Annotated in this window: 18 protein-coding genes; 10 read left to right on the forward strand and 8 right to left on the reverse strand. The window is 72.1% G+C overall.

All coding sequences use genetic code 11. The features are described from left to right. Positions 1–34 precede the first annotated feature (34 nt). From MILUP08_RS24100 to MILUP08_RS24110, 3 genes are read right to left on the reverse strand one after another with little or no spacing between them, the layout of a single operon-like run. Positions 35–985 (reverse strand): VWA domain-containing protein, encoded by a 951-nt coding sequence (locus tag MILUP08_RS24100; protein WP_007462563.1) that lies wholly within the window; start codon positions 983–985, stop codon positions 35–37. Then, positions 982–1,977 (reverse strand): DUF58 domain-containing protein, encoded by a 996-nt coding sequence (locus MILUP08_RS24105; protein ID WP_083915914.1) that lies wholly within the window; start codon positions 1,975–1,977, stop codon positions 982–984. Before MILUP08_RS24105 ends, MILUP08_RS24100 begins: the two co-directional genes overlap by 4 nt. Further along, positions 1,956–3,062 carry an AAA family ATPase gene (locus MILUP08_RS24110; protein ID WP_007462567.1) on the reverse strand — a complete coding sequence of 369 codons (1,107 nt, stop codon included), beginning with the start codon at positions 3,060–3,062 and terminating at the stop codon, positions 1,956–1,958. Before MILUP08_RS24110 ends, MILUP08_RS24105 begins: the two co-directional genes overlap by 22 nt. Positions 3,063–3,301: 239 nt before the next feature. On the opposite strand from MILUP08_RS24110, the gene MILUP08_RS24115 reads away from it, so the two are divergent. From MILUP08_RS24115 to MILUP08_RS24125, 4 genes are all read left to right on the forward strand, one after another. After that, positions 3,302–3,532: a hypothetical protein gene (locus MILUP08_RS24115; protein ID WP_007462569.1), complete on the forward strand. Its 231-nt coding sequence runs from the start codon at positions 3,302–3,304 to the stop codon at positions 3,530–3,532. After that, positions 3,529–3,663, forward strand: coding sequence for a hypothetical protein (locus tag MILUP08_RS37195; protein ID WP_007462571.1), 135 nt, complete (start codon positions 3,529–3,531; stop codon positions 3,661–3,663). The genes MILUP08_RS24115 and MILUP08_RS37195 overlap by 4 nt, the downstream gene beginning before the upstream one ends. 248 nt (positions 3,664–3,911) lie before the next feature. After that, positions 3,912–4,451 carry a PH domain-containing protein gene (locus MILUP08_RS24120; protein WP_051066044.1) on the forward strand — a complete coding sequence of 180 codons (540 nt, stop codon included), beginning with the start codon at positions 3,912–3,914 and terminating at the stop codon, positions 4,449–4,451. A gap of 43 nt (positions 4,452–4,494) precedes the next feature. Further along, positions 4,495–6,069 (forward strand): PH domain-containing protein, encoded by a 1,575-nt coding sequence (locus tag MILUP08_RS24125; RefSeq protein ID WP_420329263.1) that lies wholly within the window; start codon positions 4,495–4,497, stop codon positions 6,067–6,069. Between the two features lie 18 nt (positions 6,070–6,087). On the opposite strand, the gene MILUP08_RS24130 is transcribed toward MILUP08_RS24125, so the two are convergent. Beyond that, the gene (locus tag MILUP08_RS24130) at positions 6,088–7,107 is read right to left on the reverse strand and encodes a phosphatase PAP2 family protein (protein ID WP_051065802.1); all 1,020 of its coding nucleotides are present in this window, start codon (positions 7,105–7,107) and stop codon (positions 6,088–6,090) included. A 126-nt stretch (positions 7,108–7,233) separates the two neighbouring features. Here MILUP08_RS24130 and MILUP08_RS24135 point away from each other — a divergent pair, with 126 nt between their 5' ends. Continuing rightward, complete coding sequence (locus MILUP08_RS24135) at positions 7,234–7,638, forward strand: thioesterase family protein (RefSeq protein WP_007462582.1); 405 nt, start codon at positions 7,234–7,236, stop codon at positions 7,636–7,638. Beyond that, complete coding sequence (locus MILUP08_RS24140; protein ID WP_007462585.1) at positions 7,635–8,465, forward strand: MBL fold metallo-hydrolase; 831 nt, start codon at positions 7,635–7,637, stop codon at positions 8,463–8,465. Before MILUP08_RS24135 ends, MILUP08_RS24140 begins: the two co-directional genes overlap by 4 nt. Here MILUP08_RS24140 and MILUP08_RS24145 read toward each other — a convergent pair. Beyond that, positions 8,462–9,397, reverse strand: coding sequence for a carbohydrate kinase family protein (locus MILUP08_RS24145; RefSeq protein WP_007462586.1), 936 nt, complete (start codon positions 9,395–9,397; stop codon positions 8,462–8,464). The two genes, MILUP08_RS24140 and MILUP08_RS24145, sit on opposite strands and share 4 nt — an antisense overlap. 152 nt (positions 9,398–9,549) lie before the next feature. Next, on the reverse strand, positions 9,550–10,701 hold the full coding sequence (locus tag MILUP08_RS24150; RefSeq protein ID WP_007462588.1) for an XdhC family protein: 1,152 nt from the start codon (positions 10,699–10,701) through the stop codon (positions 9,550–9,552). Positions 10,702–11,177: 476 nt separating this feature from the next. Here MILUP08_RS24150 and MILUP08_RS24155 point away from each other — a divergent pair, with 476 nt between their 5' ends. Beyond that, entirely contained in the window at positions 11,178–12,329 is a 1,152-nt protein-coding gene (locus MILUP08_RS24155; protein ID WP_007462590.1) for a lytic polysaccharide monooxygenase, read from the forward strand. A gap of 84 nt (positions 12,330–12,413) precedes the next feature. On the opposite strand, the gene asnB is transcribed toward MILUP08_RS24155, so the two are convergent. Continuing rightward, entirely contained in the window at positions 12,414–14,375 is a 1,962-nt protein-coding gene (asnB, locus tag MILUP08_RS24160) for an asparagine synthase (glutamine-hydrolyzing) (RefSeq protein WP_039908707.1), read from the reverse strand. A 133-nt stretch (positions 14,376–14,508) separates the two neighbouring features. On the opposite strand from asnB, the gene MILUP08_RS24165 reads away from it, so the two are divergent. The 3 genes from MILUP08_RS24165 (at position 14,509) to MILUP08_RS24175 (ending at position 20,816) form a co-directional block, all read left to right on the forward strand. Further along, positions 14,509–15,990 (forward strand): aminopeptidase P family protein, encoded by a 1,482-nt coding sequence (locus MILUP08_RS24165; RefSeq protein ID WP_007462594.1) that lies wholly within the window; start codon positions 14,509–14,511, stop codon positions 15,988–15,990. A gap of 704 nt (positions 15,991–16,694) precedes the next feature. Then, positions 16,695–18,869, forward strand: a complete 2,175-nt coding sequence (locus MILUP08_RS24170; protein WP_007462596.1) for a hypothetical protein — start codon at positions 16,695–16,697, stop codon at positions 18,867–18,869. A 300-nt stretch (positions 18,870–19,169) separates the two neighbouring features. Further along, a complete protein-coding gene (locus tag MILUP08_RS24175; protein ID WP_007462598.1) occupies positions 19,170–20,816 on the forward strand; it encodes a hypothetical protein in 1,647 nt (548 codons plus the stop codon). Between the two features lie 70 nt (positions 20,817–20,886). Here the strand turns inward: MILUP08_RS24175 and pulA are convergent, their stop codons facing one another. Next, positions 20,887–26,388 (reverse strand): pullulanase-type alpha-1,6-glucosidase, encoded by a 5,502-nt coding sequence (gene pulA, locus MILUP08_RS24180; protein ID WP_007462600.1) that lies wholly within the window; start codon positions 26,386–26,388, stop codon positions 20,887–20,889. Between the last annotated feature and the right edge of the window lie 80 nt (positions 26,389–26,468).

The raw sequence follows: 26,468 nt of genomic DNA on the forward strand, positions 1-26,468 counted from the left end.
CGTTCTCTTCCCTGGTCGCTGCCGTGGCCGGCGATCAGACGATCCGCGACGACCAGAGCAGACTGAGCGCGCCGGCGCACAACGCCAGCAGCAGCGCCAACCCCGCGTACCACTGGGTCACCTCGCGCGGCTCGGTGCGGAACCCGATCGAGCTGCCCATGTCCTGGTAGACCTGCTTCAGCTCGCTCACCGAGGCCGCCTCGTAGAAGTAGCCCTCGGTGGTCTCGGCCAGCTCCGCGAGGGCCAACCGGTCCACCGGCACCCGCTGCAACTGCCCGCCGATGTCGACCTGACCGGTGTCGGTGCCGAACGCGATGGTGGAGACCGGCACGTTGGCGGCCTGCGCGGCGGCCGCCGCCTCCTCCACCGACCGGCCGGAGGTGCGGAACCCGTCGGACAGCAGCACGATCCGCGCCGGTGGGATGCCCGCCGCGCCGTCGGCCGGCACCGACCGGATCGCCTCCAGGCAGGTGAACACCGCCTCGCCCGTCGCGGTCGCCTCGGCCAGCACCAGCCCGTCGATGGCGGTGGTCACCGCGTCCCGGTCCTTGCCCGGCGGCACCAGCACGTTCGCCGCCTTGGCGAACGAGACGAGGCCCAGGTTGTAGCTCTCCGGCAGCTCACCGACGAACTGCTTGGCCGCCTCCTGCGCGGCCTCCAGCCGGTTCGGCGCCACGTCGTCGGCCTGCATGGACAGCGACACGTCGATGGCGAGCATCACCGTCGCCCGCTCCAACGGCTCCTTCGTGTCAACCGCCGGACGGGCCAGCGCCGTGGCGAGCACCAGCAGGCAGAGCAGGAACGCGGTCGCCGGCACGTGCCGTCGCCAGCCCAGACCCTTCGGCGCGACGGTCCGCAACAGGTCCACGTTGGTGAACCGCATCGCGTACGCCCGGCGGTGCAGCTGCCGCCAGACGTAGAACGCGGCGAGGGCGAACACCGGCAGCACGGCCAGCAGCCACCACGGTTGCAGAAAACGGATCATCGTGTCGTCCCCCGGGTGCGGGCGTGCCGCTGCGCGGCCACGAAACGCACCATGTCCAGCAGCCAGTCTCGGTCGGTACGCAGACGCAGGTGGGCCGCACCGGCGCCGCGCAGCGCGGCGGCGATCGCGGCCCGTTGGGCGGCGGCGGCCTCGGCGTAGCGCTGCCGCAGCCGCGGGTCGGCGGTCTGCACCTCGTGCAGCTCACCGCTCTCCGGGTCGACCACCGGCAGCACCCCCACGTCGGGCAGCTCCAGCTCACGCGGGTCGACCACCTCGATCGCCAGCACGTCGTGCCGGACCCGCAGCTTGCGCAGCGGTCGGGCCCACTGCTCGGTCGGCGCCAGGAAGTCCGACACCACCACTGCCACCCCGCGCCGCCGGGGCGGGCGGTTGAGCATCTCGACAAGCGCGCCCAGGTCGCCCCGGCCGGGCTGGATCGCGGTGCCGGCGACGGCTCGCAGCAGGCCCTGCGCCTCCTTGCGGCCGGAGCGGGCCGGCAGACGGGTGAGCACCCCCGGCCCGGCCGGCGGCGGGCCACCCCGCCACCGGCGCGCCGGTGCGGACGCGCCCCCGCCGGTGCCGATCACCGCGCCGATCCGGTTGCCGCCGCGCACGGTCAGGTGGGTGATGGCGGCGGCGGCGGCCACCACCACCTCCCGCTTGAGCCACTGCCCGGTGCCGAAGTCCAGGCTGGCCGAGAGGTCAAGCGCCAGCCACGTCTCCAACTCCCGGTCCGCGACCGTCCGCCGCACGTGCGGGGTCGTGGTCCGCGCGGTCACCGGCCAGTCCATCCGGCGTACGTCGTCGCCGGGGCGGTACTCCCGCGACTCCCCCGCCTCGCTGCCCGGCCCCGGGAGCAGGCCGGCGTAGTCACCCTGGAGCAGACCGTCGAGCTTGCGGGTGACAAGCAACTGGAGTCGGGACAGCACGGCCTCGCTGCGGTCGGGGGCGGGACGAGGGGTGGGTGAGGTCACGGCCGCTGCCCGGGCCAGCCGGCGCCCGGCGGCGGGGTGCTCGACGGCGGGGTGGCCTGCTGTCGGGGCGCGACCGCCGGGAGCGGGATGGTCGACATCACCCGGTGCACGATGTGGTCGGCCGGCACGTCGTCGGCAAGCGCGTCGTAGCTGAGCACCAGCCGGTGGCGCAGGATGTCCGGGGCGATGTCCTGCACGTCCTGCGGCAGGGCGTAGTCGCGCCCGCGCAGCAGCGCCAGCGCGCGGGTGGCCCGGACCAGACCGAGCGAGGCGCGCGGGCTGGCCCCGTACTGGATGAGCTGGGCGACGTCCGGCATGCCGTGCTCGGCGGGCGCGCGGGTGGCCAGCACCAGGCGCACCGCGTAGTCGACGAGCGCGTTGTGCACGAATACCTGGTCGGCCTTGCGTTGCAGGGCGATCAGCTCGGGGGTGTCGAAGACCGCCGTCGGCTCCGGGGCGGTCACGCCCATCCGGTAGACGATCTCCCGCTCCTCGGCGTCCGTCGGGTAGCCCACGACGATCTTCATGAGGAACCGGTCCCGCTGCGCCTCCGGCAGCGGGTAGACGCCCTCCTGCTCGATCGGGTTCTGGGTGGCCATCACCAGGAACGGGTCGGGCACCCGGTGGCTCTCCCCGCCGATGGACACCTGGCGCTCGCTCATGACCTCCAGCAGCGCCGACTGCACCTTGGCCGGGGCGCGGTTGATCTCGTCGGCGAGCAGGAAGTTGACGAAGACCGGGCCCAGCTCGACGTCGAACTTCTCGCTCGACTGCCGGTAGATCCGGGTGCCCATGATGTCGGCCGGCACCAGGTCCGGAGTGAACTGCACCCGGGCGAAGGACCCCCCGACGACCTTGGCGAGGGTCTCCACGGCCAGGGTCTTGGCCACGCCGGGCACGCCTTCGAGCAGGCAGTGGCCGCGGGCGAGCAGCGCGACGAACATCCGCTCGACCATCCGGTCCTGCCCGACGATCACCCGTTTGATCTCGAAGAGCGCCTTCTCCAGCAGGGTGGCGTCCTGCGCGGGTGTGGTCACCGGCGCGGGTTTCTCCGGAGCCACCCCGTTCGGCGTCGGGGCGTCGGGCATGGTCGGCTGGGCCACCGGTCCTCCACAGCGTTTGTCGGTCGTCGCGGCTGGTGCGGTATCAAGACTCGCATGCCTTCCTGAGTGTCGAGGTGGGGAGAAGCCGATTTTCGCCGCGGCTTCCAATGTCCGAATCGCGCATCACGGGTGGACAGGAACCGGCCCGCCGTGTGTACGATTCACCCCGTCGCCGGGCGGCTCCCCCCGTGGCCGCCCGGCGCTCAAGCTCTCCGTCCCGCCGCCCTAGACTGGCCCGGATGAGCCTCCCCTCCCCTGCCGACGAGCCCCTGGTCTGCTCGGCCCGGGGCTGCCGCGCCCCCGCCGTCTGGGCGCTGGAGTGGAACAATCCGCGCCTGCACACCGCCGATCGGCGCAAGACCTGGCTGGCCTGCGCCGAGCACCGCGGCAGCCTCGGCGAATTCCTGGAGCTTCGCGGCTTCCTTCGTGCCGTCACTCCGGTGCCCGCATCGCCTACCCTCGACACGTGAGCGAGCGCAGCGAGCGACCGATGAGGCACGGCAGCGTGGCGCTCCGCGCCGCCGACGGGCAGGGCGAGGCGGCGGCACACGGCACACGGACCGTGCGGCGTCGCGGCGTGCGGAACGGCGCCCGCCGGTGAGCGCGGAGGACCGCGTCGACCGCCCGACCTTCCCCGACCCCACCTCCCCCTCCGGGCCACCCGCCCCGGCCGGGCCGCCGCCCGGCGTCGCGCCGCCGCCCGGCGCGTTCCCGGCACCCGGCACACTCGGCCCGGACCCGTCCCCACCGGACGTGTCCTGGCCGGCCCCGCTGCCGCCGAGCGCCCTGCCCCCGCCCGGCGGGTACGACGCCGGTTCACCCCCGCCCGACCTGCCGTTCCCTGGTCTCCTGCCGCCCGGCCCCGGCCCGTTGGCCCACTCCGGCCCTCAGTCGTCGGGGCGGGGGCCGCTGGAGCCCTGGCCGGACAGCGTCCGGTGGCAGCCGATCTCCACCGACCTGATCTGGGTGGAGCTGATCCGGCTCGCGGTCGTGGTGGCCATCGGCCTGGCGGTGACCGCGATCGGCTGGGCGCTGAGCGGCCACTGGCTGTTCGGGCTCGCACTCGCCCTCGTGGTGGTGCTCGGCGCGTGGCGGGCCACGGCCGTCGTCCGCGCCGTCCGCGCCTGGGGTTACGCCGAACGCGACGACGACCTGTTGGTGCGGCACGGGCTGCTGGTCCGGCGGTTGTCCATCGTCCCGTACTCCCGCATGCAGTTCGTCGACGTGAGCGCCGGCCCGCTGGAGCGTGCCTTCGACCTGGCCACGGTGCAGTTGCACACGGCGGCGGCCGCCAGTGACGCGCGGGTGCCGGGCCTGCGTCCGGCGGAGGCGTCCCGGCTGCGCGACCGGCTCACCGCGCTCGGCGAGGACCGGGCGGAGGGCCTGTGACCGCCCGCGCGGCCGACCGTCGACGCCGCCGAGAGCCGGCCCGATGAGCGACGGCCCCGCCGAGCCGGGCACCCGGCCGCCGCTACCGGCCGATGTCGCGCCTCCCACCGGCAGCGCGCCCCCCACCGGCGCACCACACCCCGCCGGACCGCCCGGCGGTCCGCCGCCGCCCGCCGGCCCGCCTGGTCCGGCGCACGCAGCCGGCCCGGCTGGTCCGCCGTACCCGGTGGGACCGCCCGGCCCGGCACACCCCGCCGGACCGCCCGGGGCGGTACACCCCTGGCCTGCGTCGCCGGGCGGCGGTGACGGTGAGCCGCGGCAGCGGCTGCACCCGCTCAGCCCGCTGCTGCACGGCGCCAAGTCGCTGGTCGTGGTGATCGCGGGCCTGTCCTGGTCGACGCTGTCGCGGGTCGGCTTCGGCTGGTTCGCCGCGATGGTGGCGGTGCTGGCGCTCGGCGCGACAGTGCTGTCCCTGATCAGCTGGTACAACACCGGCTACCACGTGGTGGGCCGCGAACTTCGTGTGCACGAGGGGCTGCTCTGGCGGCGTACGCGGGCCATCCCGCTGGAGCGGTTGCAGGCCGTGGAGGTGGTCCGGCCCCTGCTCGCCCAGCTCACCGGCCTGGCCGAGCTGCGCCTGGAGGTGGTCGGCGGCGGCAAGACCGAGGCGCCGCTGGCGTACCTCGGGGTGGCCGACGCGGCCCGCCTGCGCGAGCGGCTGCTGGCCCTCGCCGGGCGGACGACGCCGCCGCCCCCGCCCGGCGTCGCCGTGCCCCCGACGGAACCCGGAACGTCGACGGCCGCGTCGGGCCGGCCGCTGCACGCGGTACGCAACAAGAACCTGCTGGTCAGTCAGTTGCTCACCCCGCAGGCGTTCCTGCTCCCGTTCGGCCTGGCCTTCGTCGTGGTGCAGTTCGTCACGGCCGGGTCGTGGTCGTTCGTCGCGGTGGCGAGCACGTTGACCGCGATGGCCGGGGTGCTGCTGCAACCGATCCGCCGGGTCCTCGACGACTGGAACTTCCGACTGGCCCGCGACGGCGGCATCCTGCGGGTGCACAACGGCCTGCTGGAGACGCGCGCGCAGACCGTGCCACTGGACCGGGTCCAGACCGTGCGGGCCACCTGGCCGCTGCTGTGGCGGGTCAACGACTGGCTGCGACTGCGGTTGGAGGTGGCCGGCTACTCCGTTGCGGAGGCCGACGACCGCAACCGGCCGGACCGGCTGCTGCCGGTAGGCGACCTGCCGACCGCCACGATGATCGTCGCCGAGGTGCTGCCGGGCGTACGCCTGGACGCGCTGGCGCTGAGCCCACCACCGCCCCGGACGCGCTGGCTGCACCCGCTCGGGCGCGGCGCGCTCGGAGCGGGTCTGTTCGAGCGGGTCTTCGTCACCCGGTCCGGTCTGCTCACCCGGCAGTTGGCGATCGTGCCGTACGCCCGGATCCAGAGCGTGCGGGTGGTGCAGGGGCCGGTGCAGCGCCGACTGGGCCTGGCGACCGTGCACGCGGACACGGCGGGCGGTTCAGGCGCGACCGCCCAGGACCGCGACGTGTCCGAGGCGTGGGCCCTGGCAGCCGACCTGACCGCCCGCGCACAGACCGCCCGCCACACGCCCTAGCTCGCGTCGATCATGAAGTTATTGCCTCGACACGCCGGTCGGGACGGCAACAACTTCATGATCGACGGGGTCTTGGGTTTTTGGCGGGCGCGTGCGCCACGCCGCCCAGGCGCGTTCGGCAAGGCCGACGACCAGGTAGGTGAGCCCGACATACGTCCAGCCCACCAGCACGTCGATCACGTAGTGCTCACCGGAGTAGACCAGGGTGAAGGTCATCGCCAGCGGGTACGCGAGCAGCAGCGGCCACCAGCGGCGGCGGGTGGTGCCCAGGAAGAACAGCACCACGAACAGCGCCCACGCCGTGTGCAGCGACGGCATCGCGGCGACCGGGTTCGAGGCGATCTGACCGGCGTTGAGCACGTTGCCGGCGCCGTGCATACCGAACGCCTTCCAGCCCCGGGTGGAGATCCGGGCGACCTCGGTGAGCAGGCCGTTCTGCGCGGCCCACCAGGGCGGGGCGGCCGGGTAGATGAAGTACGTGGCCAGGCCGGCGGCGCACAGGAAACCCCAGCGCCGCATGTACGCGGCCCAGCGGTGCCGGTCGCGCAACCACAGCACCGCGGCGGCGGCCAGCGCCACCACGAAGTGCGAGAAGTACACCCAGCTCGCCGCGATGTCCCACCAGTGCACCTGCGGGCGGTAGAGGTGCTCCTGCAACCAGACGGTGGGCACCTCCCCGCCGGTGGCCCAGCCGAACATGAACCGGTCGGCGACGATCAGCTCCATGGCGTGCGGGGTGGCGCCGTTGTCGGCGAACCCGCGCGACAGGTTGTACGCGGCAAGCAGCAGCACCACCGGCACCCAGTCCCGGGCGAAGCGCAGGTGGCTGCGCCACGGGCGGTCGCTGTTCCAGGCGATGGTCCCGAGCCAGATCCACACGAAGGCGTACGCGGGGTCGGTGGGCAGCCCGATCGCGAGCCAGGCGGCGACGAAGGCGACCGCCCAGACCGTCATGGCGACGATGCGCCGACGGCCCCCGTCCGGGGACGCGGGCGGGTCGGTCCGGGCGGGGGGCTGGGGGTCAGTCACGACGGCCATCGCGGTCAAGGTTAACGACGGGTACGGCATCGACCGACGGGGACCACCCGCGACCGCTGCGGACGGCTGCCCCCGGATCGCCGGGCGCGTGCCCGACGCCTCCGGCGAGCACCTAGGCTGACGACCATGCAGGAGCAGCCCGAGCCGGCCCTCGCGCCGGGTCTGACCGCCCAGGTCGAACTGACCGTCACCGACACGGACACCGCCCAGGCGGTCGGTTCGGGGGACGTACCGGTGCTGGGCACACCCCGGGTGCTCGCGCTGGCCGAGGCGGCCACCGTCGCGGCCACGGCGGCCACGCTGCCGCCCGGGTCGACCACGGTCGGCACCCGGGTCGAGTTGGAGCACCTCGCGCCGACGGTGGTCGGGCGCACGGTGCGAGCCCAGGCCCTGCTGGCGACTGTCGACGGTCGCCGGTTGTCGTTCGAGGTCACCGTCGCCGACGGCGACCAGACGGTGGCCCGGGGCCGGGTCGACCGGATCCTGGTGGATCGGCAACGCTTCGTCGACCGGGCCGGGCGGCCGTCGTGAGCCCCGGGTTCGCCGAGGTCGCCGACCGGGTGTACGTGCTGCGTGAGCCCCTGCTGCGGGTGAACGTCACACTTGTCGTGGGCGACGACGAGGCGCTGCTTGTGGACACGCTCTCCTCGGCCCGGCAGGCCACGGAGCTGGCCGCCGCCGTCGGGCGGGTCACCGACCGTCCGCTGACGCTCGTCAACACCCACCACCACTACGACCACTGCTTCGGCAACGCCGTCCTGGCCGGCGACCCACCCCGCCCGGTGTACGCGCACGAGCGGGCCGCCGCGGCCCTGCGCGAGGAGCCGGAGCGGCTGCGCCGGGAGGCGTACGAGGAGGTGCGTACGGAGCACCCGGAGCTGGCGGCCGAGCTGGCCGGCACCCCGCTGCTCGCTCCGACGCACCCGGTGCACACCGAGACGGCGCTCGACCTGGGCGGCCGGCGGGTGGTGCTGCGGCATCCGGGGCGTGGGCACACCGACGCCGACCTGGTGGTGCACGTGCCCGACGCGGACGTGCTCGTCGCCGGCGATCTGGTGGAGCAGAGCGGCCCGCCCGCCTTCGAGGACTCGTACCCCCTGCAGTGGCCGGACGCGGTAGCGGACCTGCTGCGGCTGACGACCGCGCGCACGGTGGTCGTGCCGGGCCACGGCGACCCGGTGGACGTCGGGTTCGTCCGCGCCCAGCACGCCGAGCTGGTGCGACTGGCCTGGCTGATCCGGGCCGCGCACACCGGCGACGCGCCACCGGAGCGGGTGGCCGCCGAGGCGCCCTTCGGCGCCCGTGCCGCCCTGATCGCGGCCCGCCGCGGCTACACCGAACTCAACGGCACGCCCTAACGCCCGAAGCGGCGGGTGACGTCGGCGCGGGTGGGCATGGCGGTGGCGCCGCCCGGGGATTCGCAGACGAGGCCCGCCACCCGCAGCGCGAAGGCCACCCGCTCGACCCAGCCCGCCGGGTCGGCCGGCTCGCCGTCGAGGAGCAGGTCGGCGATCAGCGCGGCCATGACCGAGTCACCGGCGCCGGTGGCGTCGATCGCGTCGACCTTGGGGGCCGGCACTCGCACCGGATCGGCGCCGGCGGCGGCCAGCACCGCGCCGGCAGCGCCGAGCGTCACCACCACCGTCGCCGCGCCCAGCTCCCGCAGGTACGCGGCCACCCCCTCGACCGGCTCGCCCGGGTAGAGCAGCTCGGCGTCGGCGGTGCTCAGCTTGACCAGGTGCGCGCCCGCGGCGAACTCGGCCACCACCTCGCGCAGCCCGTCCAGGGCGGCCGGCCCGTCGAGCAGGCGGGGGCGTACGTTCGGGTCGAGGACGCGCAGCCCGGCGGCGAGCGACCAGGCCCGGCGCGCGGCGGCCAGGGTGCGCTGTTGCAGCAGCACGACCGAGCCGCAGTAGAGCACGTCCGCGCCCTCCAGCAGCGCCAGGTCCAGATCGTCGGGGCCGAACAGGGCGTAGGAGGGCGGCTCTCCGTAGAAGCGGAAGTCGGGTTCCGGCCCGGAGTAGGTGACCACCGCGAGCGTGGTCGACGCCGGCGCTGTGAGCGCACCGGCGAGACCCACGCCGACGTCGGTCAGAAACCCGCGGATCCGCCCGCCCAGCACGTCGTCGCCGAGCGAGCCGACGAACTGCGCCGCACCGCCGAGGCGGGTCACCCCGACGGCGACGTTGAGGGGCCCACCGCCGATCGCCTGCCGGTAGACCCGTTCCCCGTCGCGCTCGGTGTCGAGCAGGTCGACGAGCGCCTCGCCGAACACCACCGCGTACCCCATCGAAGTCCCTCCGTCGTCGTCAGCCGGCAGCGCCCCGGCCCGCCGGCCTCCGCTGGCCCGCCGGCGACAGTCGGGCCGGACCTGGTCGGCTGGCACCAGGCTGGCACAACCGACGCCCTGCTGGGCGGCGAAGACGCGGTACCGGTGCGACGTCAGCCCGGGTGGTGGATCGGCCCGTCGAGCGCGGACAGGGGCCGGCCGCTGCCGCCCCACCGGGCGGCGACGATCTGCGCGGCGACGCTCACCGCGGTCTCCTCGGGTGTACGCCCGCCAAGGTCCAGCCCGATCGGTGAGGCGAGCCGGGCGAGCTGCTCCGGGCTGAGCCCGGCCTCGCGCAGCAGCTTGTGCCGTTCGTCGTGGGTGCGCCGTGACCCCATCGCGCCGACGTACGCCACCTGTTGGCGTAGGGCCAGCGCCAGCAGCGGCACGTCGAACTTCGGGTCGTGGGTGAGCACGCAGACGACTGTGCGCGCGTCGACCCGGCCGGCGTCGACCTCGGCCCGCAGGTAGCGGTGCGGCCACTGCACCACCACCTCGTGCGCGTCGGGGAACCGCCGGCCGGTGGCGAAGACCGCCCGGGCGTCACAGACGGTCACCCGGTAGCCGAGGAACGCGCCGATCCGGGCCACCGCGGCCGCGAAGTCGATCGCCCCGAAGACGATCATCCGGGGGGCGGTGGCGTACGCGGCCACGAAGAGGCTGAGGCCGGTGCCCCGACGCTGCCCGTGGTAGCCGTACCGGAGCACACCGCTGTGCCCGGCGGCGAGCAGCCCGAGCGCGTCGTCGGCCGCCGCGTCGTCCAGCCGGTCGTCGCCGAGCGAGCCGGTCACCTGCCCCCCGGTGAGCGCCAGCCGTCGACCCAGTCGCCCCGCCGGGTCGGTAGGCGTCGCGCCCGGGAGGTCGCCGGCGTCGGCCGCCACGCAGGTGACGACCGCGGCCGGTTCGCCGGCCCGCCGCGCGGCGGCGACCGCGTCCAACTGCGCGAGGGCGCCGTCGTCGATCCGCTCCACGAACACGTCGAGCATCCCGCCGCAGGTCAGGCCCACGGCGTACGCCTCGTCGTCGCTGACGCCGTAGTGGACCAACTCCGGTACGCCGGTGTCGAGCACGTGGCGGGCGCGCTCGTAGAGGTCGGCCTCGACGCAGCCGCCGGAGACGCTGCCGGTGACCGTGCCGTCGGCGGCCACGAGCATGGCGGCGCCGGGCGGCTGCGGCGCGGACCGCCAGGTGGCGACGACTGTGGCCAGGGCCACCGTCTCGCCGGCGCGGCAGCGGCGGTGCAGGTCGTCGAACACGTCGGGCACGCGCTGCCGCCTCCTTCGTCTCGTCGCCGTCCGGTTCCGCCGTACGACCGAGCGGGCGACGTGCGCCGCGCCGACGCGGGAGATCTGCCCGGACGGCAGTCGTCGCCGTGGGGATGCAGACCATCACTATAGGAGAGAACCCGTCGATCCGATCGGGAGACGGGCGAGCCGGCGGGCCACGCCAGCCGTGTTTCGCACATCGAGGTTCGACTATTGCGCCGACGGCGGACGGCGTGATGGGATGACGCGTACCGGGCGGTGCGAGGGCTGCCGCGCCGCCGGTTGCCGGGTTGGTTAAACGCGAGGGCACCGGTCCAGGACAGGACCGTTGATGGCGTGTGTCCGCTGGCTGGTCTTCTGCCGGGGCACGTCACCGTGATCGCCGCATCCGCCCCCGCGGCGCTGCGACGACACCACACCCCACCCGATTGCGGCGGGGCGGCCTGGGCGGCACGCCTCGCGAGTCAGGAGAACCCGTGAACCGTTCCCGTACGGCCGCAGTGCTCACCGCGGCCCTAACCTTCGCTCTGGGCGCCGTCGCCCTGGCGTCCAGTCCGCAACCGGCAGCCGCGCACGGCGCGGCGATGACGCCGGGCAGCCGCACCTACCTCTGCTGGCAGGACGGCCTGAGCCAGACCGGCGAGGTCAGGCCGAACAACCCGGCCTGCTCCGCCGCGGTGGCGCAGAGCGGGGCGAACTCGCTCTACAACTGGTTCAGCGTTCTGCGCTCGGACGCCGGCGGTCGGACCACCGGCTTCATTCCGGACGGGCAGCTGTGCAGTGGCGGCAACCCCGGTTACAAGGGCTACGACCTGCCCCGCACCGACTGGCCGCTGACCCACCTGACCTCCGGCTCGCGGCTGGACTTCCGGTACAGCAACTGGGCGCACCACCCGGGCACGTTCTACTTCTACGTCACCAAGGACAGCTGGAGCCCGACCCGGGCGCTGGCCTGGAGTGACCTGGAGGAGCCGTTCCTGACGGTGACCAACCCGCCGCAGCGCGGCAGCGTCGGCACCAACGACGGGCACTACTACTTCAGCGGCAACCTGCCGTCGGGCAAGAGTGGCCGGCACATCATCTACTCCCGCTGGGTGCGCTCGGACTCGCAGGAGAACTTCTTCGGCTGCTCCGACGTGACCTTCGACGGCGGCAACGGTCAGGTGACAGGTGTGGGTCCTGGTGGCTCGAACCCGCCCACCACCGCACCGCCCACCACCGCGCCGCCGACGACCGCGCCGCCGACCACCGCGCCGCCGACCACCGCGCCCCCCACCACCGCGCCGCCGACCACCGCACCGCCGACCACCCCGCCGCCGGGTGGCAGCGACTGCATGGCCGTCTACAAGGTGGCGAGCACCTGGCAGGGCGGCTTCCAGGGCGAAGTCACGATCATGAACCACGGCAGCACGCCGTTCGCCGGCTGGACCGCGAAGTGGACCTGGCCCAACGGGCAGGTGATCAATCAGATCTGGAGCGCCACCCAGACGACCTCCGGGGCGTCGGTGACGGCGACGAACGTCGGTTACAACGGCACGATCGCACCGGAGGGCACCACCACGTTCGGCTTCCTGGCCAGCAGCACAGGAACGAACGGCCTCCCGACGGTCACCTGCGCCCGCCGCTGAGGTTTCCCTGAAATGATCAAGAGGTTTGCGTCACCCGAGCGATTCCGGGTGACGCAAACCTCTTGATCGACAGAGTGGAACCGGTCAGCGGACCATGGAACCGACCACCGGCTTCGTCAGCAGCGCCGACTGGTTGCGCTGGATGCCCGGGTCGAGCGTCTTGGCCACGAAGATGGCGTGCCAGATGCAGAAGATCAGCACCGTCCACACCTTGCGGGAGTGGTCGGCCTCCTCCCGCTTGTGCTCGTCGAGCAGTCGCAGCGCGTACGACAGGTCGAGCAGGTCACCCGCGCCCGAGGTGCTCAGCACGTGCCGGGCCCACTCGTACATCTCGCCGCGCAGCCAGACCCGGGTGGGCGTCGGGAAGCCCAGCTTCTTGCGGTTGACGATCGCCGGCGGCACGACACCCTGCAACGCCTGCCGCATCGCGTACTTGGTGGCGTCCGAGCGCGGCGGCAGCTTCAGGTCCACCGGGATCTTGGCCGCGACGTCGAAGACCTCGCGGTCGAGGAACGGCACCCGCACCTCAAGCGAGTGCGACATCGAGATCCGGTCGGCCTTGACCAGGATGTCGCCGCGCAGCCAGGTGTAGAGGTCGACGTACTGCATCTTGGTGACGTCGTCCAGCTCGGTGCACTCGGCGTAGATCGGGGCGGTGACGTCGGTGTAGCGCACCGAGGGGTCGTAGCGGCGCATCAGGTGCTGCTTCTCCTCCTCGGTGAACATCCGGGCGTTGCCGTAGTAGCGCTCCTCGATCGGGGTGGTGCCGCGCTCCAGGAAGCTCTTGCCCTTGACCCCCTGCGGGATCGCCTTGGAGACGGCGCGCAGCCCCTTCTGCACCCCGCCGGGCAGCCCGTTGACGGTGCCGAGCGACAGCGGCTCCCGGTAGATCGTGTAGCCGCCGAAGAACTCGTCGGCGCCCTCACCGGAGAGCACCACGGTGACGTGCTCGGCGGCCTTCTTGGCCACGAAGTACAGCGGCACCAGCGCCGGGTCCGCCACCGGGTCGTCGAGGTGCCAGACGATCTTCGGCAGCGCGTCGATCATGTCCTGCGGACCGATCTTGGTGGGGATGGTGGTGACGTCCAGGTGCCGGGCCGACTCCTGCGCGACGTCGATCTCCGAATATCCCGGCACGTCGTAGCCGACGGTGAAGGTGAGGATGTTCGGGTTGAACTCGCGCGCCAGCGCGACGACCGCGGTGGAGTCGATGCCGCTGGAGAGGAACGAGCCGACCGGCACGTCGGAGCGCATGTGCATGCGGACGCTCTCGCGCAGCGTCTCGCGAATCTCGTGGTAGAGCTTCTGCTCGTCGTCGACCGGCGCGGGCCGGAACACCGGCCGGTACCACCGGCGGACGTCGATGCGCCCACCCGGGGACCAGCTCAGGTACTCCCCCGAGCCGATGCGGCTGATGCCCTTGTGCAGGGTGCCGGGCTCGGGAACGTACTGCAGCGTCAGGTAGTGGCTCAGGTTGGCCGCGTCCACACCCGCGTCGCCCTGGTAGTTGCTGTGCGCGAACGGCAGCAGCGCCTTCTTCTCCGACGCCAGGTACAGCCCGTCGGCGGTCTCCAGGTAGTGCAGCGGCTTGATGCCGAAGTAGTCGCGGGCGCCGAACGCGCGCCGTTCCTGCCGGTCCCAGATGACGAAGGCGAACATGCCGCGCAGGCGGGTGAGCACCTGCTCGCCCCAGAAGTGGTAGCCGGCGACGATCACCTCGCCGTCACCGGCGGTGGCGAACTGCGCGCCGAAGTTCCGGACGAGCTCGTCGCGCAGCTCGATGTAGTTGTAGATCTCACCGTTGAAGGTGAGCAGATAACGGCCGTTCGCGTAGGGCAGCGGCTCGTGACTCGACGCGACGTCGATGATGGCGAGCCGCTTGTGGGCGAACACGCCGTCCGCGTACCGGCCGGAGGCGTCACCGACCACCTCGACCCCTGTCTCGTCGGGGCCGCGGTGGTGCAGGCATTCCAATGCTCCGGCGATGTGGTCGCGGTGCGCCGCGGCGTTGCCGTTCGCGCTGAAGAAGGCCAGGAGTCCGCACATGGTGGTCATCTTTCCACGCGGTCCGTCGGCCCGTCGCAGCCGTCCGACGATCCGGAGCGCTCCCCGGCGCCACCAACACGAACCGGGCACGCGGTACCGTCGGGACCAGCAACGACGCGGAGGGAGCGGCGCAATGACCGAGGAACGCACCGACGGTACGCCGACAGACGGCACGGAATCGCACGATCCGGACTTCCCGGAGGCGTTCCTGTCCTTCATGCGGCAGGGCTGGCGCGACACCGAACTCCCGGTCACGCCCCGCCCCGAGGCGCCCAACTACGCCAAGCGCCGCGCCGCGCTCTCGGCGGCCTTCCCCGGCGAGACACTCGTCATCCCGACCGGCGGCGAGAAGGTCCGCGCCAACGACACCGCCTACCCGTTCCGGCCGGGCAGCGACTTCGCCTACCTGACCGGTGACCACGACCCGGACAGCGTGCTCGTGCTGCGCCCGAACGGTTCGGGGCACGACGCGACGCTGTACATGCGGCCCCGCTCGTCCCGCGAGACCGACGAGTTCTTCCGCAGCCGCCACGGCGAGCTGTGGGTCGGCCGGCGGCACACCCTCGGCGAGAAGTCCACCGAGCTGGGTCTGCCCACCGCCGACCTGACCGGCCTGGAGGCGACGCTCGCCGACCTGGCGCCCGGCCGCACCCGGGTGCTGCGCGGCTTCGACCCCCAGGTCGACGCGGCCGTCCGCCCGTACGACGGGGTCCGCGCCGAGGGGCAGCCGCCCCGTGACCGGGAGCTGGCGATCGCCATCTCGGAGCAGAAGCTGGTCAAGGACGAGTGGGAGATCGGCCAGCTCCAGGACGCCATCGACGCCACGGTGCGCGGCTTCGAGGACGTGGCCCGGATCCTCCCCGCCGACCGCGCCGTCTCGGAGCGACTGCTGGAGGGGATCTTCGCGCTGCGTGCCCGCCACGACGGCAACGACGTCGGGTACGGCTCGATCGTCGGCGCCGGCGAGCACGCCACGATCCTGCACTGGGTGCACAACCACGGCGCCACCCGTCCGGGTGACCTGCTGCTGATGGACATGGGCGTCGAGGGGCGCAACCTCTACACCGCCGACGTGACGCGGGTGCTGCCCGTCAGCGGCCGGTTCACCGCCCTGCAACGCCAGGTCTACGACATCGTGTACGCCTCACAGCAGGCCGGCATCGACGCGATCCGCCCCGGCGTCAAGTTCAAGGACGTCCACCTCACCTGCATGCGGGTGCTCGCCGAGGGCCTGGCCGACCTGGGCCTGCTGCCGGTGAGCGTGGACGAGGCCATGGACGAGAAGTCCTCGGTCTACCGCCGGTGGACGCTGCACGGTTTCGGTCACATGCTCGGCATCGACGTGCACGACTGCTCGAACGCCCGCAAGGAGACCTACCGCGACGGCGCCCTGGGCGAGGGCTACGTGCTCACCGTCGAGCCGGGCCTGTACTTCCAGCCGGAGGACGAGCTGGTCCCCGCCGAACTGCGCGGCATCGGCATCCGCATCGAGGACGACGTACTGGTCACCGCGACCGGCGCCGTGAACCTGTCCGCCGGCCTGCCGCGCACCGCCGACGAGGTGGAGACCTGGCTGGCCGAGCAGCGCGAAGCAGGCCCCCGCCTGCCCGTCTGACCCTCCGACCGTCTGACCGCAGGCCCCGCCCCTCCCCTCGCCCCGACTCCCGGGTGCCGGCGGGAGGGGCGCGGCGTTCCCCCACCCCGTCGCGCCGACCGAGCGGCACCGGGCCGCCGGAACACGCGCTGTCGGCGCGACGGAGTGGACCACGCCCCGCGCGCCGAACAAGATCCACTCGACTTCCTTGAATCCGGGGCCTCCGACCCACTCGGACAGCGCGCTTTCCAGGAACCCGAGTCGATCACCCCGAGAATGGTCACGTCCTGCCTGGCGGGCCCGGGACCACCCGACCACGGCCCGGCGCCATCGATCCACTCCAGGTCGCCGACGTTGCGGTGTCCGGGCGCCGGGATACCGCGATATCGGCGCAACGGAGTGGATCACGCCCCGCATTAGTCAAGATCCACTCGGGTTCCTGGATGTCGGGGCTTCCGACCCGCTTGGAGAGCGCGCTTTCCAGGAACGCGAGTGGATCACGCGCGGCGGCAGCGTTTGGGCTGCTCACGCCTCTTCCTGTCACCCCGGACGGTTACCGGATCCCTGCCCCAACCTGAGGCATATGCGGGGTTTTCTCGGATACGTCCGCCTCGCGAAGATAGTTCTCATACGGTGGGCATCGGAGGCTGCAACCGATTTGTGGCTGGTCGTGGCGCTGCGGGCGGTGCGACCCCGTCTGGTAGTAGGAAGGGCGGAAGGCTCTGATGTCCAACGACGTAACGAGTACCGACGGCGGGGCCTCGACGGCTCCGCCGACACGACGACGACGGGCGCTGTGGGTTGCCGGCGTCGCCGGCCTGACCGGGGTGGTCGGGCTGGCCGCCCTCGGTGGTGTGGCCGCCCGGGACGACAAGCCCACCTCCGGCCGGGTGTCCGACGCCCAGCCGTCGACCAACAGGCAGAACGTCAGCGACGCCGGCGGGAACACCGACGGTGGCAGGGAGAGTGGCGCCAAGGAGAGCGGCGGCGACGACGAGTGGAGCGGCGACGACTGGAGTGGCTTCGACGACCGCGCCGGCAAGGACGACAAGCGGGACGAGAAGGACCGCACCAAGCAGGTGCCCTGCGACTCGGACAAGCTGATCCAGGCGATCACCTTCGCCAACAACGGCGACGGCGGAGTGCTGGACCTGGCCAAGGGTTGCACGTACACCCTGACCCGCAATCAGGACGGCAACGGCCTCCCGGTGATCACCGAGCCCATCACGCTCAAGGGCGAGCACACCACCATTGGTCGTGAGGCCACCGCCGACTACTTCCGCATCCTGAACGTCGGTCCGGGCGGGCAACTCACCCTCAAGGGCCTGAGCATCAAGGGTGGGCAGACCATCCAGCAGGCGATAACCGTGGATCCGGCGACGGTCTGGGGGCCGTACTCGCCCTCGGTCCGGGCCACCGCGGCGACGGCCGGATCGACGGTCGCCACCGCATCCGGCGCCGCGGCCAAGCCGGCGGGGGCGACAACGACGGCGACGAAGCCGGCGGCGACAACCGACCCGGCAACGACGGCGGCAGCCAAGGCGGGAACGACGGCGGCCAATCCGACGGCGGCCAAGCAGGCAGCGACAACGGCGGCGGCGACCGCACCGGGAGCAGCCAAGGTGGCGGAGCCGACGGCGGCGACCAAGCCCGTGACCAAGGCGGCAGCGCCGACGGGAACAGCCAAGGCGGCCACGGACGCGGCAGCAGCCAAGGCGGCCACGGACGCGGCAGCAGCCGAGCAGGTAGCGGCAGCCAAGGCGACGGCAGCCAAGGCGGCAGCAGCCAAGGCGACAGCAGCCAAGGCGACGGCGGAGTCGGCAGCAGCCAAGGCGACGGCGGAGTCGGCAGCAGCCAAGCAGGCAACGGCAAAGACGGCCGCGGCAGCGAAGGCAGCGGTAGACAAGCAGGCAGCGGCCAAGCAGGCTGCGGCCGAGCCAGGGACCACAGCGGCCCAGCAGGCAGCGACAATCGCCAAGGCCCCGCCGGCCGCGGCGAGCACGGCGGCGGTCGTGCCGCTGGTGGAGGAGCCCGGATTCAACGACGGTGCCGGGGTGCTCGTGCAGCCCGGGGGCCGGGCGGAGATCCTGGACAGTGAGCTGCTCTACAACCAGTCCGGCGGCAACGGCGGCGGGCTGGCCAACTTCGGCAGCACCAGGCTCAGCAAGACGACGGTCGCGCACAACACCGCCTTCTTCGTCGGCGGCGGCATCTTCAACGCCGGCGTACTCCAGGTCGACGAGTCGAAGATCAAGGACAACACCGGAATCATCGGTGGCGGTGGCATCTCCAACGGCGCGCCGGCGATTCGCAGCGAGGGCGTTGTGGGCGGTTCGGTCTGGGTCTACAAGAGCGAGGTCACCGACAACGAGACGCTCGGCTTCGGCGGCGGCGTGCTGGATGTCGAGGGCACCACGACGCTGCACCAGACGACTGTCGGTGACAACACCGCGGTGCTCGAGGGTGGTGGCGTCGCGGTGGCGGACAGCCAGCTCACCCTCAAGGACGCCACGGTGGTCAAGAACAGCGCCGCCCGCGAGGGTGGCGGCCTGTTCGTGAGCTCCGACAGCGTTGCGACGATCGAGAACAGCAGGATCAAGGACAACACCTCGGGCTTGTCCGGCGCCGGCCTCTACAACGACGACGGCGTCACCACGCTGCGCGACAGCGAAGTGGTGGGCAACCGGGCCGTCGGTCCGTTCGGCCGCGGCGGCGGCATCGTCAACGCCGAGGGGAGCGAGGTCAGGCTCTACCGGACGACTGTGGCGTACAACTTCTCCACCCTCGAGCCGGGGGGCATCTTCAACAGCCTGGGCGGCACGGTCCTGCTGGACGACGAGTCCGCGGTCACTGCCAACCGCCCGACGAACTGCTTCAACGTTCGGGACTGCTTCGCCTGATCGGGTGGGGCTGAACCACATAGAGGGCGCGCCCCTCCGAGCCGGTCACGGCACGGAGGGGCGTACCCATTTGGGCTGCTCAGAGGCCCGACGGCCCGGCTTGGGGGCGGCGTGCCCGGCCGGGCCCTCCCGGCCGCCGAACGCGCAACGTGAACCTAATGTGGGGTTGTTTCGGATACGCCCGCGAGGCGAGGAACATTCTCATACGGTGTTTTTGGGAGCTACAACCGATTTGTAGCAGGGGACGACCGCCTGAGGGCGGCGACCCTGTCTGGTACGAGGAGAGGGCAGAGAGCTCCGATGTCCAACTACCTAACGAACAACGAAGCCTCCGGGCGGGCGACGGCCAAGAGCCGCCGCAAGCTCTGGCTCGCCAGCGGCGTGGCCGGTCTGACGGGCGTGATCAGCCTCGCGGCGGTGGGCGTCGCGGGCAGCGCCGGAGCGGTTGGCCTGAACTGGAACACCGCGCAGGTCAGCAAGGACGGCGACCAGCACGGTGACGAAGGCCGCGACTGGGACAAGGACAAGGACCAGGACAAGGGCAAGGACCGCGACAAGGACCACGAGCGCGGGAAGGAGGTGCCCTGCGACACCGACAAGCTGATTCAGGCGATCGTGTTCGCCAACAACAAGCACGGCGGTGTGCTGGAGCTGGCCAAGGGCTGCACCTACAACCTGAGCCGCAACGACTACGAGGGCAACGGCCTTCCGATCATCACCGAGAACATCACCCTCAAGGGCGAGCACACCACCATCGTCCGGGAGGCCACGGCCGACTACTTCCGGATCCTGAACGTCGGCAGCGGTGGTCACCTCACCATCAAGGGCCTGACCATCAAGGGTGGCCAGACCCTCGAACTGTTCGACTCCGTCGAGCCGGCGGCCGTCTGGGCGTCCTACTCGGACTCCGAGGCGATCGCGGCGCAGGTGAAGGCGGGCGTTCCGCTGAACCAGGCGCTCGCGACGCGGCAGGCCAACCCGAAGGCCGGCCTGAAGGCCGCGCCGAAGGTGACGCCGAAGGCCGCGACGAAGGCGGCGCCGGGCGTCGTCACGCCGCTGGTCGAGGAGCCGGACGAGAACGACGGTGCCGGCATCCTGGTCCAGCCGGGTGGCACCGCCGAGATCCTGGAGTCCGAGGTCGTTCTCAACCAGTCGGGCGGCAACGGCGGTGGCGTGGCCAACTTCGGCACCACGAAGATCTGGCACAGCACCGTCACCCGCAACACCGCCTTCTTCTTCGGTGGGGGTGTCTTCAACGCCGGCCTGCTCAAGGTCGAGGAGTCGAAGATCACCGACAACACCGCAGTCATCGGTGGTGGCGGTATCTCCAACGGCGCCGCGCGGATCTTCACCGACGACGTCGACGGCGGGACCGTCGAGTTGAAGAAGGCTGAGATCACCGACAACGAGACGCTGGGCTTCGGCGGCGGCTACCTCGACATCGAGGGCAACACCACGGCGTACGAGACGAAGTTCGCCTCGAACACCGCGGTCCTCGCCGGTGGCGGTCTGGCCGCGGCGGACAGCCAGCTGAACCTGTACGGCAGCACTGTCGAGAAGAACAGCACCGCCGGTGTCGGCGGCGGCGTGGCCATCGCGTTCGACAGCGCTGTCACGTTCGAGAAGGGCGCCATCAAGGACAACACCGCCGGGTTCTTCGGCGGCGGGCTCTTCAACGCCGGCAGCATCACCACGCTTCGGGAGACCGAGGTCGTGGGCAACCGGGCGATCGGTCCTATCGGGGTCGGTGGCGGCATCTTCAACATCTTCGGCGAGGTCAACCTGTCGAAGGCGAAGGTCGCCCACAACTTCTCCACCTTCGAGCCGGGCGGGGTCTTCAGCTTCTTCGGCGAGGTGAACGTGGACGACAAGTCCGCGATCACCGCGAACCGTCCGACGAACTGCCTGGCCATCCCGGGCGGCACCATCGAGAACTGCTTCGCCTGATCAGGGCGTAGCGCCAGCACGACGGGCCGGCCCCCTTCCGCACGACGCGGAAGGGGGCCGGTCCACGTCCCTACTTCCTGACGAACACCGCCACGCTGCGCGCCGGCACCGTGAACGTGCCGGCGGCCCGGTCGAACGACGCCGTCCGCAGCGCCGGGTCGGCCGAGTCCACCAGCACCGGGTGCAGCGCCACGTCCGCCCCCCGCAGACCGGTAACGGTCTGCGTCGCCGTCTCCGGCGTGCTGTTGAAGACCACTGTCAGCGACGTCCACGGCCCGCCCAGGCCACGGGCGTCGAGAGTCATGGTCAGCACACCAGGGGTCTCCTGCTCCCCGGACAGCGGGAACGCGACCCGCCGCTGCACCTGCTCGGCGGTGCTCAACCCGAACACCGGCGAGGACGCCCGGATGCGCAGCAGCTCGGCGTACCGGGCGTCGGTGGTGGTGATCGCCGTGCAGTCGGGCACCAGGGCAGGGTCGGCGAGCAGAGGCTTGGCGTACGGCCACTTGTCCTGGTTGTCCGGCGCCGGCGGCAGGCCGGCGCCGAACCCGTTGCCCCGCGCGCAGTCCCAGCGGATCTGGTTGAACCAGTCACCGGAGTTGAACGAGTTGCGGTCCAACGACTTCGACCGCAGCCGTTCGCTGCCGGCGGTGACGAACCCGGTGCCCTGCCCCAGCACCACGGTGCTCAGCGCCAGCACCTGCATCCGGGACCGGTCCGCCGCCGAGGTGGCCTGCGGCAGCTTGTACGCCAGCGCGTCGTACAGGATCTCGTTGTCGTGCGCGTCGACGTAGGTGACGGCCTCCCCGGGCGCCGCGGTGTAGCCGGCCGGGGAGCCGTTGTAGTCGACCTGCGCGCCGGTGACCGTGCGCCCCGAGGTGTCGGTGAACCGGTATTCCCGCAGGTTGCCGGTGAGACCCACCTTGATCAGGTCGTGGGCGTGCAGCAGGCGGGCCTTCTGCGCGGCCGCCGACCCGTTCACCGGGTCGCCGTTGGGGTCGGTGTAGAGCCCGGACGCGAAGCCCTGCGCGCGGGGGTTGGTGTCGAACGGCCCGCCGCCGCGCACGGCGTCGCGCATCCGGTCGTTGAACGTGCCGACGCCGGTGCCGGCCATGTTGGCCTGGGTGGCCTGCACGAACCGGGCGTCATTGGCGACCTCGCCGAAGTTCCAGCCCTCGCCGTAGAGCAGGATCGCCTTGCCGTCCACCCCGTCGCGGGCGACGGTCAGCCGGTCCAGCGCGGCGCGCACGGCCAGGATGTTCGCCTTCGGGTGGTGCCCCATGAGGTCGAACCGGAAGCCGTCCACCCGGTACTGCTTCGCCCAGGTGACGAGCGAGTCGACGACCAGCTTGCCCATCATCGCGTGTTCCGGGGCGGTGTTGGCGCAGCACGTGGAGTTGGCGACCGTGCCGTCCTCCAGCAGCCGGTGGTAGTAGCCGGGCACGATCTGGTCGAGCACCGACTTCTCGTCGACGCCGGCCGCCGACGTGTGGTTGTAGACCACGTCCATGACCACCCGCAGGCCGGCCTCGTTCACCCCGGCGACCATCCGCCGGAACTCGGTGGTCCGCGCCGCACCGACCGGGTCGACCGCGTACCCGCCCTCGGGGACGGTGTAGTGCAGCGGGTCGTAGCCCCAGTTGTAGCCGTCGGTCTCGGCCACCGCCGCCACGCACTTCTGCTGCTGCTCGGAGTCCGGCGGGAGCGCCGCCAGGTCGCAGGCCGGCTGGCGCTGGTCGGCCCGCTTCTCGGGGATCGTGGCGAAGTCGAACACCGGCAGCAGGTGCAGGTGGGTGACACCGGCGTCGCCCAACGCCCGCAGGTGGGTCATCCCGGCGGTTTTCGGGTCGGTGAAGGCCAGGAAGGTGCCCCGGCGCTCGGCCGGCACGGTGTCGTCGGCGATGGAGAAGTCGCGTACCGACAGCTCGGAGATCTGCGCCTTCGACGCCGGCACGGCGGCCGGTTTACGCAGGGTCCGCCAGCCCGGTGGGGCCAGCGCCGGGTCGTTCAGGTCGACCAGCTGACTGTGCGTGGAGTCCGCGGCGAGGGCCACCGAGTACGGGTCGGTCACCGACGCGGTGACCATCCGCTGCGCGGCCGGCTGCCACGCCTGCACCTGGTAGCGGTAGTACTTCCCCGTCCAGGCGTGGCTGCCGCGCACCGACCAGACGCCGGTGCGGTCGTCGCGGCGCATCGGCACCGTCCTCGGCGTCGCCGTCGGTGCGTCGAACAGTTGCAGCGCCACCGTCCGGGCGGTCGGCGCCCAGAGCGCGAGGCTCGGGGTACGACCGGCGAAGGTCGGGCCGAGCGTGACCTGGGTGGCCCGGGAGTACACGTCGTCGAGCACGCCGGGGATCTGCACGCCGGTCGCGGCGAGCAGGGCGCCCGAAGCGTCGCGCTCGGTGACCAGCAGCTGCCCGCGCAGCGCCGACGGCACCTTCGCCAGGTCACCCCGGTCCAGCGTGAAGGCCCGGTAGGACCACAGGTGCGGGAACGCCGCGCGCTGGGCCTCGGCGAGCCCGTTGCGCTGCGCCCGCAACGGCAGACTGGTGTACGTCCCGGACAGCTCGCCGTCGACGACGCTCACTCCGCCGGTCGGGGCGGCCACCAGGGCGTACACCCGGCCGTCGGTAGGTGGTGTCCGCCAGGCCACTGTGGACCTGTCGATCCAGTGCGCGTTCTGCTTGCCGATGTCGGTGTCCCCGCCTGCGCTTGTCGCGGTCGACGGCAGCAGCCGCCCCGGGGTGGCGGCGAGCAACCACACCTCCCGGCCGACGCTGGCGAAGTCGAGCCGCTGGTCGTCGGGCAGATCCTTGGTGTCGCCCTGGTGGATGATGTAGTTCAGCCCGGTGGCCCCGGCCGCCAGCGGCACCCGGAACACCGCGCCGAACGCGTCGGTGGAGGTCGGCGTGAGCGGGGTGGCCCAGTCGGTCGGGTTGGCCGCCCCGTCCCACAGGTGCAGACCCCACCCGTCGTAGTTGCCGTCGGCCCGCCGGTAGTGGATGACTGCGGTGCCCTCCTCGACCGGCGGGTCCGGTTGACCGGTGGCCGCCTGCCTACTCGGGTAGACCGTCGGGTCGCCCTGCTTGAGCCAGACCTCACCGGTCTGCGTGACGTCGATGCTGCGGTCCTGGGCGACGTCCTTCGTGCCGTCGGAGTCGACCACCACGAAGCCCACCGACGTCGCGCCCGGCTTGAGCTTCACCCAGGCGAACCGGCCGTAGGAGTCCTCACCGGCGAACGGCTGTCCCTTCGGCCACTCGGTGACGTACGCCGGGTCGATGTCACCCCACGCGTACAGCCCCCAGTCGTCGTACCCCCCGGCCGGACGCTTGTAGTGCACCACCGCCCACTCCCGCGACCCGCCCTGCTCGGGTGTGCCGACGACGGCGTCGGACCGCGCGGTCGCGGTGCGGCCCCGACCGTCGCGGACGACGGCGCGGTACTCGATCCGGGTGCCGCCGGCCAGCCCGTCCAGGTCGTGGTGCACGGTGTACGGCGCGTGGTCGGCGCTGCCCAGCAACGTCCACCTGCCGCCGGCCACCCGGGCCGCCACGGTGACGGTGGCCAGCGGGTCGCCTGTCACCGTCGCGGTGACCGCCGCGGGGGTGGCCACCGACGCGCCCGGTGCGGGAGTGGTGATGGCGATCGCCGGGTTGCCGGTCGGCCGGGCGATGGCGGTGCCCGCCCGGTACACGGCCGCCGACAGCGGCGGCACGGTCAGCGTCAGCCTGCCGTCGCCGCCCGCCGTCGCGGTGTTCGATCCGCCGTAGATGCCGGTGAAGGTGGCGCCGGCCGACCAGGTGTCCACCGTGACAGTCTGCGCGGTCGCGGCGTTGTTCACCGCCACCACGTACTCGGTCCGGTCGGCGGGCGCGATCCGGGAGGCGGCGAACACGCCGGGGCCGTCGGCGGCGTACCTGGTGACCTGGATGCCGTCGCGCAGCGCCGGGTGCGCCTGGCGCAGGCGGCCCAGCTCCGCGATCGTCCGGTACAGCGGGTGACCGGTGTCGAACTGGTCGCTGGCGTGGGTGCGGTCGGTGCCGAGCAGGTCGTCGTCGAGATAGTCGTCGACCTTGGACGCGAACATGTCCTGCCGGGCGTCCCTGTCCCCGCCGGGGCCGGTGAAGCCCTGCTCGTCGCCGGAGTAGACCACCGGCTGGCCACGGGTCAGGAACATCAGCTGGTGGGCGAGCTGGTCGCGACGCAGGTGGCTGGCCGGGTCGGTGCCGCCGCCGGCGATGAACGACCCGATCCGGCCCATGTCGTGGTTGCCGAGGAAGGTGGTCAGCCGGCCCGCGTCGGTGTCCCGGGCGGCGTAGAGGTCGTCGCGGGCGTACACGTCGGCGAGGGCCTTCGCCGATCCGGCGCCCGCCGTGTAGCCCCGCGCGGCCTCCTGGAACGCGAAGTCGATGGTGGCGGGCAGGCCGCCCCGCCGCACGTACGTCGACGTGATCTCCGGGTTGGCGCTGTACACCTCGCCGAACAGGAAGAAGTCCTTCTTGCCGGCCTTCTCGGCGGCCCGCTCGACACCCCGGGTGAACTGCGGCCAGAAGTCCATGTTGACGTGCTTGACGGTGTCCAGCCGGAACCCGTCGACGCCTGTCGCGCCGATCCAGTCGCCGTACGCCTTCGTCATTCCCCGCACCACCTCGGGACGCTCGGTCCACAGGTCGTCGAGGCCGCTGAAGTCGCCGTACTCGCTGTTCTCGCCGGAGAAGGTCGAGTCGCCCCGGTTGTGGTACATGGTCGCGTCGTTGAGCCAGGCCGGCACCTTGACTGTGGCGTCGCCGGGCTCGGGAAGGACCGGCGTGTACGGGCCGGAGTTCCTGTCGACAGTCGGGAAGTCACGGCTGCCGTCGGCGTAGTTGCGGTCCTCGAAGGCCCGCCCCTGCGCGTCGGTGTACGGCGAGGTCGCCTTGTCCACGTAGGCGTAGGAGTCCTCGGCGTACTTGATGACGTCGGCGGTGTGGTTGACCACGACGTCGAGGTAGACCTTGATCCCCCGCCGATGCGCGAGCGAGACCAGCTCCTTGAGCTGCGCGTTGGTGCCGAAGTGCGGGTCGACCTGGGTGAAGTCGGTGATCCAGTAGCCGTGGTAGCCGGCCGAGACGTCATCGCCCCTGCTCTGGACCGGACGGTTCTTGAAGATCGGGGCGAGCCAGATGGCTGTCGTGCCCAGACCCTGGATGTAGGCCAGCTTGTCGATGACGCCCTTGAGGTCGCCGCCGTGGTAGAAGCCCTTGTCGGTCGGGTCGAGCCCGGTGCGCAGCCGGCCGCCGGTCAGGCCGCCGGAATCGTTGCGCCGGTCGCCGTTGGCGAACCGGTCCGGCAGGACGAAGTAGAACTGCTCGGCACGCGCGGTGTCGGCCCCGGCGGCCAGCAACGCCTCGGCGGTGGGCTCGTCGCGCCACTGTGGGGCGCCGGCCGCGGCGAGGGGGTCGACACCGGACGGTCGGGAGTCGGCGTCGGCGCCGAGGGGACGCGTGGAGTCCGGCGTACCGACGAGGGTGAAGGTGAACAGGCAGACGAGCGCGAGCACGGCGGTGCGCAGGATCGGCGGGGGTTTCATCGACGGCCTTCCTCTGGTCGTGATTGGCCGCACGCTAACCCTTGCCGAAACAATCTGCAATACCTTGCAAACAAAGTCGT

It is taken from the genome of Micromonospora lupini str. Lupac 08, assembly GCF_000297395.2.
Taxonomy (GTDB): Bacteria; Actinomycetota; Actinomycetes; order Mycobacteriales; family Micromonosporaceae; genus Micromonospora; species Micromonospora lupini.